Genomic DNA, 15,972 nt, shown 5'->3' on the forward strand with positions numbered 1-15,972 from the left:
AGTGCCGGATTATCAAACTGCCAGACGCGCACGACCTTTGGCGCGGCGACGCGACAGGACGGCACGACCGTTCTTGGTAGCCATGCGAGCACGGAAACCGTGGGTACGAGCGCGTTTGATAGTGCTTGGTTGGAAAGTACGTTTCATGTCGTGTTACCTGGTTCGTCCACAACGGGCCGGAATGGCCCCCGTTTTAAGAGACCGGGGATTCTAGAGAAAGCAAGCCTTCAGGTCAATTTCCAACCAGCGTTTCCTTATAAATAGATCTCTGGAGCTCATGTAACCGAAATCCTGTTAGCCAGACATAAAAATAAAGAAGGGAATTATTTAAAGCTTTTCTGTAAAGCTTGTAAAAGCTAGGCCGGCCCTCTTCTGTGGATAACTGTGCTCAGGCCTTATAAAGCGTGATGTACAGAGAATGACAACTACGGTGGAAAACCGTGTTCAGCCTGTGCTGTGCTATCGGATAACCTGTGCGTGGAATGACCTGTTATCCACAGGCTGATTATCCACCGAGTTCTACCCCCAGTTGTCCAGTGCTCTCAGAGGCGGTTATCCACAGAGCTTATGCACACACCGTTGGTCGCCTTTTTCCCGGTTAACGCATTGATTAATCATGCTCGCCACACCACCTGCATGTGGATAAGTGGACGGCTCGCCGCTACAATGGCCGCTTGTTTTTGCCTCACCGGCTTTCAACTTAGGGGATATCCGTGTCAGTGGAACTTTGGCAGCAGTGCGTGGAGCTTTTGCGCGAAGAGCTGCCTGCCCAACAATTCAACACCTGGATCCGTCCACTACAGGTCGAAGCCGAAGGCGACGAGTTGCGCGTCTACGCACCGAACCGTTTTGTGCTGGACTGGGTCAACGAAAAGTACCTCGGTCGCGTCCTTGAACTGCTGGATGAGCACGGCAATGGCATGGCGCCAGCGCTTTCCTTATTAATAGGCAGCAAACGCAGTTCGGCCCCGCGCGCCGCGCCGAATGCGCCGTTGGCCGCTGCGCAGGTATCCCAGGCGCAGGCCAATACCGCGCCGGCCAGTGCGCCAGCCCCCGCTCCAAGTGCAGCCCCGGCCAAGCGCTCGACGCAGAAAACCGAGGAAGTCAGTGAAGAGCCGTCCCGCGACAGCTTTGACCCGATGGCCGGTGCCGCCTCGCAACAGGCCCCGGTTCGCGCCGAACAGCGCACAGTGCAGGTCGAAGGCGCGCTCAAGCACACCAGTTACCTGAACCGCACCTTCACCTTCGAGAATTTCGTCGAAGGCAAGTCCAACCAGCTCGCCCGCGCGGCGGCCTGGCAGGTGGCGGACAATCCCAAGCACGGCTACAACCCGCTGTTCCTGTATGGCGGCGTCGGCCTGGGTAAAACCCACTTGATGCACGCGGTGGGCAACCATCTATTAAAGAAGAACCCGAATGCCAAGGTCGTGTACCTGCATTCCGAGCGCTTCGTGGCCGACATGGTCAAGGCGCTGCAACTGAATGCGATCAACGAGTTCAAGCGTTTCTACCGTTCGGTGGACGCTCTGCTGATCGACGATATTCAGTTCTTCGCCCGTAAAGAGCGTTCCCAGGAAGAGTTTTTCCACACCTTCAACGCCCTGCTTGAAGGTGGCCAGCAGGTCATTCTCACCAGTGACCGCTACCCGAAAGAAATCGAAGGCCTTGAAGAGCGCCTCAAGTCCCGCTTCGGCTGGGGCCTGACGGTTGCCGTCGAGCCGCCGGAGCTGGAAACCCGCGTGGCGATCTTGATGAAGAAGGCTGATCAGGCCAAAGTCGAGTTGCCTCACGACGCGGCGTTCTTCATTGCCCAGCGCATTCGTTCCAACGTCCGCGAGCTGGAAGGTGCGCTGAAACGCGTGATCGCTCACTCGCACTTCATGGGCCGCGACATCACCATCGAATTGATTCGCGAATCCCTGAAGGACTTGTTGGCACTGCAGGACAAACTGGTCTCTGTGGATAACATTCAGCGCACCGTCGCCGAGTACTACAAGATCAAGATTTCCGACCTGCTGTCTAAGCGCCGTTCGCGCTCGGTGGCACGTCCGCGTCAGGTGGCCATGGCATTGTCCAAGGAGCTGACCAACCACAGCCTGCCGGAAATCGGCGATGTGTTTGGTGGTCGCGACCACACGACGGTGTTGCACGCCTGCCGCAAGATCAACGAACTTAAGGAATCCGACGCGGACATCCGCGAGGACTACAAGAACCTGCTGCGTACACTGACCACTTGATGAACACCAGCGCAGCTTATTAAGGCAAGGGACTAGACCATGCATTTCACCATTCAACGCGAAGCCCTGTTGAAACCCCTGCAACTGGTCGCAGGCGTCGTCGAGCGCCGACAGACCTTGCCGGTACTGTCCAACGTGCTGTTGGTCGTCGACGGCCAGCAACTGTCGCTGACCGGTACCGACCTGGAAGTCGAGCTGGTGGGGCGCGTGCAACTCGAAGAGCCGGCCGAAACCGGTTCCATCACCGTGCCTGCGCGCAAGCTGATGGACATCTGCAAGAGCCTGCCCAACGACGCACTGATCGACATCAAGGTCGACGAGCAGAAACTGGTCGTGAAGGCCGGTCGTAGCCGTTTCACCCTGTCGACCCTGCCGGCCAACGATTTCCCGACGGTTGAGGAAGGCCCGGGTTCGCTGACCTGCAGCCTGGAACAAAGCAAACTGCGTCGTTTGATCGAACGCACCAGCTTCGCCATGGCCCAGCAGGACGTGCGCTACTACCTCAACGGCATGCTGCTGGAAGTCTCGGCTGGTGTGATCCGTGCCGTGGCCACCGACGGTCACCGTCTGGCGATGTGCTCGATGCAGGCCGATATCGGTCAGCCGGATCGCCACCAGGTGATCGTGCCGCGCAAAGGTATCCTCGAACTGGCGCGTCTGCTGACCGAGCCGGACGGCAACGTCAGCATCGTTCTGGGTCAGCACCACATCCGCGCCACCACCGGCGAATTCACCTTCACCTCGAAGCTGGTCGACGGCAAGTTCCCGGACTACGAGCGCGTTCTGCCGAAGGGTGGCGACAAGCTGGTACTGGGCGATCGTCAGGCTCTGCGTGAAGCCTTCAGCCGTACCGCGATCCTGTCCAACGAGAAGTACCGCGGCATCCGTCTGCAACTGGCCAACGGTCAGTTGAAGATCCAGGCCAACAACCCGGAGCAGGAAGAAGCGGAAGAAGAAGTGGGCGTTGAATACAACGGCGGTTCGCTGGAAATCGGCTTCAACGTGAGCTACCTGCTCGACGTGCTGGGCGTGATGACCACCGAACAGGTTCGCCTGATCCTGTCCGACTCCAACAGCAGTGCGCTGGTGCAAGAGTCCGACAATGACGACTCGGCTTATGTTGTCATGCCGATGCGTCTGTAATCAGCTGATCCTGGATGTCGTTAAGTCGTGTTTCGGTCACCGCGGTGCGCAATCTGCACCCGGTGACCTTCTCCCCCTCCCCCCGCATCAACATTCTTTACGGCGCCAACGGCAGCGGCAAAACCAGTGTTCTGGAAGCCATTCATCTGCTGGGGCTTGCCCGTTCGTTTCGTAGCACGCGGCTGTTGCCGGTCATCCAGTACGAGCAACTCGCCTGCACCGTGTTCGGTCAGGTCGAATTGGCCGAGGGTGGCCACAGTGCGTTGGGCATATCTCGCGACCGTCAGGGCGAGTTCCAGATTCGCATCGACGGCCAGAACGCCCGTAGCGCTGCGCAACTGGCAGAAATCCTGCCGTTGCAGCTGATAAATCCCGACAGCTTCCGCTTGCTCGAAGGCGCGCCGAAGATTCGCCGGCAGTTTCTGGACTGGGGCGTGTTCCACGTTGAACCGCGTTTCATGGCGACCTGGCAGCGTTTGCAGAAGGCCTTGCGCCAGAGAAACTCCTGGCTGCGGCATGGTACACTTGACGCCGTTTCGCAAGCGGTTTGGGACAGGGAGCTGTGCCAGGCCAGCGCTGAAATCGATGAATACCGCCGCGCTTATATCAAAGCCTTGAAACCAGTCTTTGAACAAACCTTGAGCGAACTGGTTGAGCTTGAAGGTTTGACGCTCAGCTATTACCGAGGCTGGGACAAGGACCGGGAATTGAGTGCCGTACTGGCTGGCTCCGTGCAACGGGACCAGCAAATGGGTCATACCCAGGCCGGACCGCAACGGGCTGATTTGCGTCTTAGATTGGGCGCACACAATGCCGCGGACATTTTGTCCCGGGGTCAGCAGAAACTGGTGGTCTGTGCCTTGCGAATTGCCCAGGGGCATCTGGTGAGCCAGGCCCGACGCGGCCAGTGTATTTATCTGGTGGATGACTTGCCGTCCGAGCTGGACGAGAGCCACCGCCGCGCGCTGTGCCGCTTGCTGGAAGACTTACGCTGCCAGGTTTTCATCACCTGTGTAGATCACGAATTATTGAGGGAAGGCTGGCAGACGGAAACGCCAGTCGCTCTGTTCCACGTGGAACAGGGCCGTATCACCCAGACCCACGACCATCGGGAGTGAAGGCATTGAGCGAAGAAAATACGTACGACTCAACGAGCATTAAAGTGCTGAAAGGCCTGGATGCCGTACGCAAACGTCCCGGTATGTACATTGGTGACACCGACGATGGCAGCGGTCTGCACCACATGGTGTTCGAGGTGGTCGACAACTCGATCGACGAAGCCCTCGCCGGCCACTGCGACGACATCAGCATCATCATCCACCCGGATGAGTCCATCACCGTTAAAGACAACGGCCGTGGCATCCCGGTAGACGTGCACAAAGAGGAAGGCGTTTCCGCTGCCGAGGTCATCATGACCGTCCTCCACGCTGGCGGTAAGTTCGACGACAACTCCTACAAGGTCTCCGGCGGTCTGCACGGTGTAGGTGTGTCGGTTGTGAACGCGCTGTCCGAAGAGCTGGTACTGACCGTACGCCGCAGTGGCAAGATCTGGGAACAGACCTACGTCCACGGCGTGCCTCAGGCACCGATGGCGATCGTTGGCGACAGCGAAACCACCGGTACCCAGATCCACTTCAAGGCATCCAGTGAAACCTTCAAGAACATTCACTTCAGCTGGGACATCCTGGCCAAGCGCATTCGTGAACTGTCCTTCCTTAACTCAGGTGTCGGCATCGTCCTCAAGGATGAGCGCAGCGGCAAGGAAGAGCTGTTCAAGTACGAAGGCGGCCTGCGTGCATTCGTTGAATACCTGAACACCAACAAGACTGCGGTCAACCAGGTGTTCCACTTCAACATCCAGCGTGAAGACGGCATCGGCGTGGAAATCGCCCTGCAATGGAACGACAGCTTCAACGAGAACCTGTTGTGCTTCACCAACAACATTCCGCAGCGCGACGGCGGTACTCACCTGGTGGGTTTCCGTTCCGCACTGACGCGTAACCTGAACAACTACATCGAGCAGGAAGGTCTGGCGAAGAAGCACAAAGTCGCCACCACCGGTGACGATGCCCGTGAAGGCCTGACCGCGATCATCTCGGTAAAAGTGCCGGATCCCAAGTTCAGCTCGCAGACCAAAGACAAGCTGGTGTCTTCCGAAGTGAAGACCGCGGTCGAGCAGGAGATGGGCAAGTACTTCTCCGACTTCCTGCTGGAAAACCCGAACGAAGCCAAGCTGGTCGTCGGCAAGATGATCGACGCGGCGCGTGCCCGTGAAGCGGCGCGCAAGGCCCGTGAGATGACCCGCCGCAAAGGCGCGCTGGACATCGCCGGCCTGCCGGGCAAGCTCGCTGATTGCCAGGAAAAAGATCCTGCGCTGTCCGAACTGTACCTCGTGGAAGGTGACTCCGCGGGCGGCTCTGCCAAGCAGGGACGTAACCGCAAGACCCAGGCAATCCTGCCGCTGAAGGGCAAGATCCTCAACGTCGAGAAAGCACGCTTCGACAAGATGATCTCGTCCCAGGAAGTGGGCACGCTGATCACTGCACTCGGCTGTGGTATCGGTCGCGAAGAGTACAACATCGACAAGCTGCGCTATCACAACATCATCATCATGACCGATGCTGACGTCGACGGTTCGCACATCCGTACCCTGCTGCTGACTTTCTTCTTCCGTCAGTTGCCGGAGTTGATCGAGCGCGGTTACATCTACATCGCCCAGCCGCCGCTGTACAAGGTCAAGAAAGGCAAGCAAGAGCAATACATCAAAGACGACGACGCCATGGAAGAGTACATGACGCAGTCGGCCCTGGAAGATGCGAGCCTGCACCTGAACGAAGAGGCCCCGGGCATTTCCGGTGAGGCGCTCGAGCGTCTGGTGAACGACTTCCGCATGGTGATGAAGACCCTCAAGCGTCTGTCGCGCCTGTATCCGCAGGAGCTGACCGAGCACTTCATCTACCTGCCGGCCGTGAGCCTGGAAATGCTTGGCGACCACGCCAAGATGCAAGACTGGCTGGCTCAGTACGAAGTGCGTCTGCGCACCGTCGAGAAGTCGGGCCTGGTCTACAAGGCCAGCCTGCGTGAAGACCGTGAACGTGGCGTGTGGCTGCCGGAGGTCGAGCTGATTTCCCACGGTCTGTCGAACTACGTCACCTTCAACCGCGACTTCTTCGGCAGCAACGACTACAAGACCGTCGTCACCCTCGGCGCTCAACTGAGCACCCTACTCGACGAAGGCGCTTACATCCAGCGCGGCGAGCGCAAGAAAGCGGTCACCGAGTTCAAGGAAGCCCTCGACTGGCTGATGGCTGAAAGCACCAAGCGCCACACCATCCAGCGCTACAAAGGTCTGGGCGAAATGAACCCGGATCAATTGTGGGAAACCACCATGGACCCAAGCGTGCGCCGCATGCTGAAAGTCACCATCGAAGACGCCATTGGCGCGGATCAGATCTTCAACACCCTGATGGGTGATGCGGTCGAACCTCGCCGTGACTTCATCGAGAGCAATGCGCTGGCGGTGTCCAACCTGGATTTCTGATCCCGGTCGGCGTCAAACCAAAAGGCCAACGCTCAAGCGTTGGCCTTTTTGTTGGCAGATCAAAAGATCGCAGCCTGCGGCAGCTCCTACATGGATTACCGGTAGGAGCTGCCGCAGGCTGCGATCTTTTGATTTTTACTCGGATGCAACCATCACACTCTCCAACCGATACCCATACCCATAAATCGTCAGCAACTGCCATCCCCGATCCGCCGTCAGCCCCAGTTTGTTGCGCAGGCGATAAATGTGCGTATCCAGCGGCCGTGATGACGCGACTTCTTCGTGGGGCCAGAAGCGTTCGTACAGATACTCCCGCGATAACGGCCGACCCAGGTTACTGAACAGGCACCGCGCCAGGCGGTATTCACGTTCGGTCATGACGACTGACTTTCCCTCGCGGGTGACACTCAGTTCGGCATCGTCGAAGGTCAGGTCATTGAAGGTCAGGACTTCGCCAGCGCTACTGCGTGGCTGGCTGTGCCGGCGCAGGACGGCGGCGACGCGGGCTTTCAGCTCGTTGGGGCGGAAAGGCTTGCTGACGTAATCGTCGGCACCGGCGTTCAGCGCCTGGACGATATCGCTTTCGCCGTCGCGGCTGGTCAGCATGATCGCGGCGGGTGGCGATTCCATGTGTTCGCGGGTCCAGCGCAGCAGCACCAGGCCGGTGATGTCCGGCAGTTGCCAGTCAAGGATCAGCAAGTCGAAGGTGTCCCGACGTAGCTGGCGCAACAGGTCCTCCCCCCGTTCGAAGCTGTGCAGCGACCAAGGCTGCTCTCCCACTGCAGCCATCTGCTGCAGGGTTTGCTCGACCCGACGCAGTTCGGCGGGTTCATCATCCAGTATCGCAACGCGCATAAGCGTGGGTTCCTTGTTGCTTGGGCAGTGGCCGGCCACGTTAACGGCTCGGCCTGCGCAATAAAAGTAGCCGTTCACCATCGGTCGACGTCCGCTATGATTCTTCGGATCTACATCCTCAGACCTGTGGCCCATGAAAGCATTCACTGTCCCCTGCCCTGTTTGTCATGAATAGCCCGCGTCGGCGTGAAAGCCGCGAGCCCAGTCAGGTGCAGCGCCTGTTTCGGCGATTGGGGCGTGAGTGGTTGTGGATAAGTCTAGTGCTGTTGCCACTGACTGCCCTGTTGTCGTATCGCGCGCAGATTAATCTGCACGATACGTCAGCGGTTTGGAGCGCGTTGCTTTCCGTGGGATGGGTGGCGGTTGTCCTCGGTTTGCTGCCGTGGCGTCCGCGCTGGGCGATCTGGGTAACGCTGGGCGGGGTGGCGGGTGTGCTGCTCACCAGCGCCGCACTGGCGGAAGTTCGACACTGGTGGTCACCAACGCCGGCAGCGCTTGGCATATTGTTCGGCTACCTGGTCTGGAACTGGCGGCGCCTGAGCGTGGTGCTGACGTACTTTGGCTGGGAGCTGGCACGGCTGGATCGCGAGCCGAAAGTATTCCCGGAACGACGCCGCGCGCAATTCACCAGCGCTGACCAACTGCAGGGCCAGATCATGGCACTGGAGCAAGCCATGAGCCGCACGCGCGATACCCGGCGCTTCATTGCCGACGGTCTGGAGTACCTGCCGGTGGCGACGCTGATCAGCGATCCCAAGGGACAGATCCTGCTGGGTAATCGCAAGGCCCGCGTATTGTTCGATGACCCACTGGTCGGTGACGACGTTGTCGAGCAACTGGCCCGCCTCGGTTACCCGGAGTTGTCCACAGAACCACGCCCGGCGCTGTCCGGCCTGGCGCTGCTGGAGTTTCGCGATCACAAGGAACGCAGCCTGCGTCTGGAGCGCGCGGCTTTGCTGCCGGTGGATGGCGATACCCCCATCGGCTGGCTGCTGAGCCTCACCGACCTGAGTGCCGAACGCGCCGCCGAAGAACAGCGTGGGGTCTTGTTGCGGTTTCTTTCTCACGACCTGCGCGCCCCACATTCAGCGATTTTGGCCCTGCTCGATGTGCATCGCCATCAAGCCGGAGCGGACTCACCGCTGTTCGAACAGATCGAACGCCAGGTACGCCGCGCGCTGGAATTGACCGATGGTTTCGTGTTGCTGGCCCGTGCGGAATCCGAGGCTTACCAGTTTCAACCCAGTCTGTTCGCGATGCTGGTGCTGGACGTGCTGGATCAGGCGCTGCCCATTGCCCAGCAGAAAAGCATCAAACTGTTGCACGCAATGGATGAGCAATCCCAGGAACGCCTGATCAGCGCGGATCAAGGCCTGTTGACCCGGGCCTTGTTCAACCTGTTGGAAAACGCCATCAAGTACAGCCCGGCAGGCACCACTATCCGGTTGGGCGTCAGTTGCCAAGGCGAGTGGCTGTGCTGTGAATTGACCGATCAGGGCAAAGGCATTGCCGCCGGGGAACTGCCGGATCTGTTCACTCAATACCGACGGTTTTCATCGGCGCAGGGAATTGATGGCGTCGGTCTGGGGCTGTCGATGGTCAAGGCAGTGATCGATCATCATGGCGGTCGCATCGAGTGCCATAGCATCGTCGATGAAGGCACTACGTTCCGGCTGCAGCTACCGTTGATGGCCGAGTGAACAGGCACAAAAAAACCGGCTATATCAGCCGGTTTCTTTACTTCCGAAAAAAACTTATGCACCTTTTACGGTGTTTTATGAGCTTGAGAAATATATAAGTAAATCAACAAGTTAATTTCAATATTCAGGCTTTTTCTACAAAACCGTACACAGGTTATCCACAAATCTCAGACAGCTACCTGATCATTCGCGGCAGGTGCCTGCGGCGCCGGTGGCAGCGAACCCATTTCGCGCTGAGTCTGTTCATTCCAGGCCTGTACCCGGTCGTTCAGATCGGCAATGGCGCGAGGTCCAGTGCCTTCGGCGTACATCGGCTGACCGATGACCACGGTGATCACACCCGGCTTCTTGCCCCAGCCGATTTTCGGCCAGAACTTGCCGGCATTGTGTGCAATCGGCAGGACCGGAAGCGCCGCATTCACCGCCAAGGCGCTGCCACTGCGCGAGAACTTGCCAATAGTGCCGTGGGGAACGCGGGTGCCTTCCGGGAAGATCAATACCCAGACGTTGTCCTTGAGCAGCTCATCGCCTTTGGCTGCGACTTGCTTGAGTGCGGCTTTCGGGTTGTCGCGGTCAATCGCGATCGGCCGCAGCATGGCCATGGCCCAGCCGAAGAACGGCACGTACAGCAATTCACGCTTGAGCACCTGGCTCAAGGGCGAGAAATAAGCGGAGAGAAAGAACGTCTCCCAGGTGCTCTGGTGGTTCGACTGAATCACACAGGGCCGGTCCGGCACGTTTTCCGCGCCTTTGATTTCGTAACGAATGCCGAGAAACACCTGGGTCAACCACAAGGCGCAACGGCACCAGTACACGTTGATAAAACGATATCGCGCCTTGAACGGCAGAAAGGGCGCGATAAAAAAGCTCAGGCTGCACCACAGCAAGGCAGTAGTGCCCAGCAGCAGGTAAAAGAGAAAAATTCTGATGGCCTGCAGTATCGACATGGCGACGTTTACCGTTACGGGCACTGCCCGACTGTTCAAGCGCACTCCCGATCAATCCCTGGTCAGGAACTTCAGAAGCACTCTAGTTGTGGATAAGTTCTGCGGCAATCGCCGCCAGATCGTCAAAAATCAGGGTGCCGACCGGAAGGGTCTTGCCCAGAGTTTTTTCGCCTTTCCCGGTCTTTACCAAAACGGGCTGTGAATCGACGGCTTTGGCGGCCTCCAGGTCACCAAGGCTATCGCCAACGAACCAGACATTCGTCAGCGCCACGTCGTAATGCGCCGCGATGGTTTTCAACATCCCCGGTTTCGGCTTGCGACAGTCGCAACCTTCGTCCGGCCCGTGCGGGCAATACACGATCAGCCCGACTTCACCGCCCTGCTCCGCTACCAGCGCGCGCAAGCGCGCGTGCATGGCGTCGAGGGTGGCGAGGTCGTAGTAGCCGCGAGCAATGCCCGACTGGTTGGTGGCGACCGCCACCGTCCAGCCGGCCTTGCTCAACTGCGCAATCGCTGCGATCGAACCGGGCAACGGAATCCACTCTTCCACCGACTTGATGTAAGCATCGGAGTCGTAATTGATCACACCGTCCCGATCGAGAATCAGCAGTTTCAACAGCAGTCCCTCAACCCAGCAGCGAAATGTCGGCAACCCCGAGGAACAGACCACGCAGGCGCGCCAGCAGCGCGTAGCGGTTGGCCCGGACCTTGGCGTCTTCGGCATTGACCATGACGGCGTCGAAGAACGCATCCACCGGCTCGCGCAATGCCGCCAGACGCGCCAGCGATTCGTTGTACTGACGCGCTGCGGCCATTGGCTGCACCGCCTGATCCGCTTGCTGGATCGCCGAATACAGCGAGAACTCGTTGGCGTTGTCGAAGTATTTGGCCTCGACCACGGTCGGCACCGAGCCTTCGACTTTGCTCAACAGGTTCGATACACGCTTGTTGACCGCCGCCAGCGCCGCCGCTTCCGGCAGCTTGCGGAAAGCCTGCACCGCTTGCACACGCTGGTCGAAGTCCAGCGCCGAACCCGGCTTCAGGGCACGCACCGACAGGTAGGTGGCGACATCCACGCCTTCGTCTTCGTAACGCGCACGCAGACGGTCGAAGATGAACTCCAGCACCGAATCGGCCAGACCGGCAGCCTTGACCTTGGCGCCGAACGCAGTCACGGCGAAGGCCACGGCGTCGTTCAAGTCCAGATCCAGTTGTTTCTCGATCAGGATGCGCAGCACACCCAGCGCCGCCCGGCGCAGGGCATACGGGTCTTTGCTGCCGGTTGGCAGCATGCCGATACCGAAGATACCGACCAGCGTGTCGAGTTTGTCGGCGATAGCGACAGCGGCACCGGTCAGGGTGGCCGGCAGTTCAGCACCGGCACCGCGTGGCATGTACTGCTCGTTCAGCGCCAGCGCGACATCTTCCGGCTCGCCGTCATTGAGCGCGTAGTAGTAACCGGCGACACCTTGCATCTCCGGGAACTCGCCGACCATTTCGGTGGCCAGGTCGCATTTCGACAGCAAGCCGGCACGGGCCGCCCACGAAGCGTTGCCGCCGATGCGCGCGGCAATGTACGCCGCGAGTTTTGAAACGCGCTCGGCCTTGTCGTAGACGCTGCCGAGTTTTTCCTGGAACACCACGTTCTGCAGGCGCAGGTTGAACTCTTCGAGTTTCTGCTTCTTGTCTTGCTTGAAGAAGAACTCGGCGTCGGTCAGACGTGGGCGAACCACTTTCTCGTTACCGGCGATGATCTGCTGCGGGTCTTTGCTTTCGATGTTGGCCACGGTGATGAAACGCGGCAGCAACTTGCCCTCGGCATCCAGCAGGCAGAAGTACTTCTGGTTGTCCTGCATGGTGGTGATCAGTGCTTCCTGCGGCACGTCGAGGAAACGTTCCTCGAACGAGCACACCAGCGGCACCGGCCATTCAACCAGCGCGGTCACTTCGTCGAGCAGCGCCGGCGGCACGATTGCAGTGCCTTCCTGACGGGTCGCCAGTTCTTCGGTGCGCTTGCTGATGATCTCGCGACGCTCGTTGGCGTCGGCCAATACATAAGCGGCACGCAGGTCGGCCAGGTAGCTCGACGGCGAGCCGATGCGCACGTTTTGTGGATGGTGGAAACGGTGACCACGGGAGTCGCGGCCCGCTTTCTGCGCAAGGATGGTGCAGTCGATGACCTGGTCACCGAGCAGCATCACCAGCCATTGGGTCGGACGCACGAACTCTTCCTTGCGCGCACCCCAACGCATGCGTTTCGGGATCGGCAGGTCGTTCAGCGAATCTTCGACGATGGTCGGCAGCAGGCTCGCGGTCGGCTTGCCGGCGATGTTCTGGCTGTAGCGCAGTTTCGGACCGCTCTGGTCGATTTCGCTCAGCTCGACGCCGCACTTCTTGGCAAAGCCCAGGGCGGCCTGAGTCGGGTTGCCTTCAGCGTCGAAGGCGGCCTGACGTGGCGGGCCGTCGAGGTTGATGCTGCGATCCGGCTGCTGGGTGGCCAGCGCGGTGATCAGCACGGCCAGGCGACGCGGCGCAGCGTAGACGGTTTTGCTTTCGTAGCTCAGGCCGGCAGCTTGCAGGCCCTTGTCGATACCGGCGAGGAACGCTTCAGCCAGGGTGTTCAGGGCTTTTGGCGGCAGTTCTTCAGTGCCCAGTTCAACCAGAAAATCTTGAGCACTCATTGTGCAGCCTCCAGCTTGGCCAGTACTTCGTCACGCAGGTCCGGGGTCGCCATCGGGAAGCCCAGCTTGGCGCGCGCCAGCAGGTAGGCTTGCGCAACGGAACGCGCCAGGGTGCGAACGCGCAGAATGTATTGCTGACGCGCGGTCACCGAGATCGCCCGGCGCGCATCCAGCAGGTTGAAGGTGTGCGAGGCCTTCAGGACCATTTCGTAGCTTGGCAACGGCAGCGGCTGGTCGAGTTCGATCAGGCGCTTGGCTTCGCTTTCATAGAAGTCGAACAGTTCGAACAGTTTGTCGACGTTGGCGTGTTCGAAGTTGTAGGTGGACTGCTCCACTTCGTTCTGGTGGAACACGTCGCCGTAGGTCACTTTGCCGAACGGACCGTCAGCCCAGACCAGGTCGTAGACCGAATCCACGCCCTGCAGGTACATGGCCAGACGTTCCAGACCGTAAGTGATCTCGCCGGTCACCGGGTAGCACTCGATGCCGCCAGCCTGCTGGAAGTAAGTGAACTGAGTCACTTCCATGCCGTTGAGCCAGACTTCCCAGCCCAGACCCCAGGCGCCGAGGGTCGGCGATTCCCAGTTATCTTCGACGAAGCGAATGTCGTGGACCAGCGGGTCCAGGCCGACATGCTTGAGCGAGCCCAGGTACAGTTCCTGGAAATTGTCCGGGTTCGGCTTCAGCACCACCTGGAACTGATAGTAGTGCTGCAGACGGTTCGGGTTTTCCCCGTAGCGGCCGTCAGTCGGGCGGCGGCTTGGCTGCACGTACGCGGCGTTCCAGGTTTCCGGGCCGATGGCGCGCAGGAAGGTCGCGGTGTGGAAAGTGCCGGCGCCTACTTCCATATCGTAGGGCTGAAGTACCACACAACCTTGCTCGGCCCAGTATTGCTGGAGCGCGAGGATCAAGTCTTGGAAGGTACGCACGGCTGGCGTAGGCTGGCTCACGAAATTCACCTGTTTCTTGGGCTGCGATTTAAAGAGCGGGAGTATACCCGATTCAGTCGCACCTCCACCCCCTGGAGCCTTATGCCACGCTGCTTTTGGTGTACCGAAGATCCGCTGTACATGGCTTATCACGATCAGGAGTGGGGCACGCCGCTACGCGATGCGCAGGGTTTGTTCGAGTTGCTTTTGCTCGAAGGGTTCCAGGCCGGGCTGTCGTGGATCACCGTGTTGCGCAAACGCGAGCGCTACCGCGAGGTGTTGTACGGCTTCGATGTGCAGCGTGTGGCGCAGATGAGCGACGCCGAAATCGCTGAATTGATGCTCGATCCGGGGATCATCCGCAACCGTCTCAAACTCAATGCCGCCCGGCGCAATGCCCAGGCCTGGCTGGCGCTGGAAGACCCGGTGGCGTTTCTCTGGTCGTTTGTCGGCGATCGCCCGATCATCAATCATTTCAAGGATCGCAGCGAAGTCCCGGCGATCACGGCCGAAGCGCTGGCAATGAGCAAGGCCCTGAAAAAGGCCGGTTTCACCTTCGTCGGCCCGACCATTTGCTACGCGTTGATGCAGGCCTCGGGCATGGTCATGGATCACACTCAGGACTGCGACCGCTACGCGCAGTTGGTCAACGGCGGTTAGAATGGCCGCCTCGCGCACAGCACAAGATCAGGAGTGACCTGTGGAAAAGTTTAAAGGCGCCTTGCTGGTAGGCGCTCTGCGGCTGTTTGCCCTGCTGCCATGGCGGGCCGTGCAGGCCGTGGGTTCGGCGATCGGCTGGATCATGTGGAAAACCCCCAACCGTTCCCGCGACGTGGTGCGGATCAACCTTTCCAAATGTTTTCCACAGATGGATCCGGCCGAACGTGAGCGTCTGGTCGGCCAGAGCCTGAAAGACATCGGCAAATCCCTGACCGAAAGCGCCTGCGCCTGGATCTGGCCGGCCCAGCGTTCAATCGATCTGGTACGCGAAGTCGAAGGCCTCGACATCCTCAAGGAGGCGCTGGCCTCGGGCAAAGGCGTGGTCGGCATCACCAGCCACCTGGGCAACTGGGAAGTGCTCAACCACTTCTATTGCAGCCAGTGCAAACCGATCATTTTCTACCGCCCGCCGAAGCTCAAGGCGGTGGATGAATTACTGCGCAAGCAACGCGTGCAGCTGGGCAACAAGGTCGCTGCCTCCACCAAGGAAGGCATCCTCAGCGTCATCAAGGAAGTGCGCAAAGGTGGTGCAGTGGGCATTCCGGCTGACCCGGAACCGGCCGAATCCGCCGGGATTTTCGTGCCGTTCTTCGCCACCCAGGCGCTGACCAGCAAATTCGTGCCGAACATGCTCGCCGGCGGCAAAGCGGTCGGCGTGTTCCTGCACGCCCTGCGTCTGCCGGACGGTTCCGGCTACAAAGTGATCCTCGAGGCGGCGCCGGAAGCCATGTACAGCACCGATACCGAGGAGTCCTGTGCAGCGATGAGCAAAGTCGTTGAACGCTACGTTGCCGCGTATCCAAGCCAATACATGTGGAGCATGAAGCGCTTCAAAAAACGTCCACCGGGCGAAGCGCGCTGGTACTGACCAAGTTGGCACACTCTGTGGATAACCTGCAGGAGCTGCCGCAGGCTGCGATCTTTTGATCTTGCTTCCGCGGCTTATCCACAACCCCGTTCATTCAAGGGCGCATAAAGATGTCCGAACAACGCAAATCCTTCCGCATCAAGATCACCCACGACAGCTTCGGTGAATGTCTGGGCCAGACGCGCAATCTGTCGGCCACCGGCGTGTATGTGCAGCATCCGCGTCTGGCGTCATTGCCCAAGGGTGCGGTGGTTTATGGCCAGGTGCAGGATTTGCCCACCGGCGCGCCACGGGTGCGAATGGAAGTGGTGACGGTGGATGCCGAGGGCATTGGCCTGCGCTATCTCTAGC

14 protein-coding genes are annotated in these 15,972 nt (G+C 59.5%); 8 read left to right on the plus strand and 6 right to left on the minus strand.

Annotated elements, in window-relative coordinates; translation table 11 throughout:
* Nucleotides 1-12 precede the first annotated feature (12 nt).
* Nucleotides 13-147 carry a 50S ribosomal protein L34 gene (rpmH, locus tag AC193Q_RS20310; RefSeq protein ID WP_003213577.1) on the minus strand — a complete coding sequence of 45 codons (135 nt, stop codon included), beginning with the start codon at nucleotides 145-147 and terminating at the stop codon, nucleotides 13-15.
* A gap of 566 nt (nucleotides 148-713) precedes the next feature.
* Here rpmH and dnaA point away from each other — a divergent pair.
* From dnaA to gyrB, 4 genes are read left to right on the plus strand one after another with little or no spacing between them, the layout of a single operon-like run.
* The gene (gene dnaA / locus AC193Q_RS20315; protein WP_041073598.1) at nucleotides 714-2,237 is read left to right on the plus strand and encodes a chromosomal replication initiator protein DnaA; all 1,524 of its coding nucleotides are present in this window, start codon (nucleotides 714-716) and stop codon (nucleotides 2,235-2,237) included.
* Between the two features lie 39 nt (nucleotides 2,238-2,276).
* Nucleotides 2,277-3,380: a DNA polymerase III subunit beta gene (gene dnaN, locus AC193Q_RS20320; RefSeq protein WP_003220202.1), complete on the plus strand. Its 1,104-nt coding sequence runs from the start codon at nucleotides 2,277-2,279 to the stop codon at nucleotides 3,378-3,380.
* Between the two features lie 14 nt (nucleotides 3,381-3,394).
* Nucleotides 3,395-4,498, plus strand: coding sequence for a DNA replication/repair protein RecF (gene recF, locus AC193Q_RS20325; RefSeq protein ID WP_003220208.1), 1,104 nt, complete (start codon nucleotides 3,395-3,397; stop codon nucleotides 4,496-4,498).
* Between the two features lie 5 nt (nucleotides 4,499-4,503).
* Nucleotides 4,504-6,921, plus strand: coding sequence for a DNA topoisomerase (ATP-hydrolyzing) subunit B (gyrB, locus tag AC193Q_RS20330; protein WP_007960764.1), 2,418 nt, complete (start codon nucleotides 4,504-4,506; stop codon nucleotides 6,919-6,921).
* A 135-nt stretch (nucleotides 6,922-7,056) separates the two neighbouring features.
* Here the strand turns inward: gyrB and AC193Q_RS20335 are convergent, their stop codons facing one another.
* The gene (locus tag AC193Q_RS20335) at nucleotides 7,057-7,776 is read right to left on the minus strand and encodes a response regulator transcription factor (RefSeq protein WP_047297419.1); all 720 of its coding nucleotides are present in this window, start codon (nucleotides 7,774-7,776) and stop codon (nucleotides 7,057-7,059) included.
* Between the two features lie 167 nt (nucleotides 7,777-7,943).
* Here AC193Q_RS20335 and AC193Q_RS20340 point away from each other — a divergent pair, with 167 nt between their 5' ends.
* Entirely contained in the window at nucleotides 7,944-9,476 is a 1,533-nt protein-coding gene (locus tag AC193Q_RS20340) for an ATP-binding protein (RefSeq protein WP_121182884.1), read from the plus strand.
* Between the two features lie 167 nt (nucleotides 9,477-9,643).
* Here AC193Q_RS20340 and AC193Q_RS20345 read toward each other — a convergent pair whose 3' ends face one another.
* The 4 genes from AC193Q_RS20345 to glyQ all read right to left on the minus strand — a co-directional run bounded on the left by AC193Q_RS20345 (nucleotide 9,644) and on the right by glyQ (nucleotide 14,054).
* Complete coding sequence (locus tag AC193Q_RS20345; protein ID WP_047297421.1) at nucleotides 9,644-10,423, minus strand: lysophospholipid acyltransferase family protein; 780 nt, start codon at nucleotides 10,421-10,423, stop codon at nucleotides 9,644-9,646.
* Between the two features lie 82 nt (nucleotides 10,424-10,505).
* A complete protein-coding gene (gmhB, locus tag AC193Q_RS20350; RefSeq protein ID WP_183082868.1) occupies nucleotides 10,506-11,045 on the minus strand; it encodes a D-glycero-beta-D-manno-heptose 1,7-bisphosphate 7-phosphatase in 540 nt (179 codons plus the stop codon).
* 4 nt (nucleotides 11,046-11,049) lie between these two features.
* Nucleotides 11,050-13,104 carry a glycine--tRNA ligase subunit beta gene (glyS, locus tag AC193Q_RS20355; RefSeq protein WP_047297423.1) on the minus strand — a complete coding sequence of 685 codons (2,055 nt, stop codon included), beginning with the start codon at nucleotides 13,102-13,104 and terminating at the stop codon, nucleotides 11,050-11,052.
* Nucleotides 13,101-14,054 (minus strand): glycine--tRNA ligase subunit alpha, encoded by a 954-nt coding sequence (glyQ, locus tag AC193Q_RS20360; RefSeq protein ID WP_003187265.1) that lies wholly within the window; start codon nucleotides 14,052-14,054, stop codon nucleotides 13,101-13,103. The genes glyS and glyQ overlap by 4 nt, the downstream gene beginning before the upstream one ends.
* Before the next feature lie 81 nt (nucleotides 14,055-14,135).
* Here glyQ and AC193Q_RS20365 point away from each other — a divergent pair, with 81 nt between their 5' ends.
* The 3 genes from AC193Q_RS20365 (at nucleotide 14,136) to AC193Q_RS20375 (ending at nucleotide 15,971) form a co-directional block, all read left to right on the plus strand.
* Nucleotides 14,136-14,693 carry a DNA-3-methyladenine glycosylase I gene (locus AC193Q_RS20365; protein WP_047297424.1) on the plus strand — a complete coding sequence of 186 codons (558 nt, stop codon included), beginning with the start codon at nucleotides 14,136-14,138 and terminating at the stop codon, nucleotides 14,691-14,693.
* 40 nt (nucleotides 14,694-14,733) lie between these two features.
* A complete protein-coding gene (locus AC193Q_RS20370; RefSeq protein WP_041073613.1) occupies nucleotides 14,734-15,621 on the plus strand; it encodes a lysophospholipid acyltransferase in 888 nt (295 codons plus the stop codon).
* Between the two features lie 110 nt (nucleotides 15,622-15,731).
* Nucleotides 15,732-15,971, plus strand: coding sequence for a PilZ domain-containing protein (locus AC193Q_RS20375; RefSeq protein WP_007960749.1), 240 nt, complete (start codon nucleotides 15,732-15,734; stop codon nucleotides 15,969-15,971).
* The last annotated feature ends 1 nt before the right edge of the window (nucleotide 15,972 follow it).

Source organism: Pseudomonas sp. F2 (assembly GCF_057174385.1).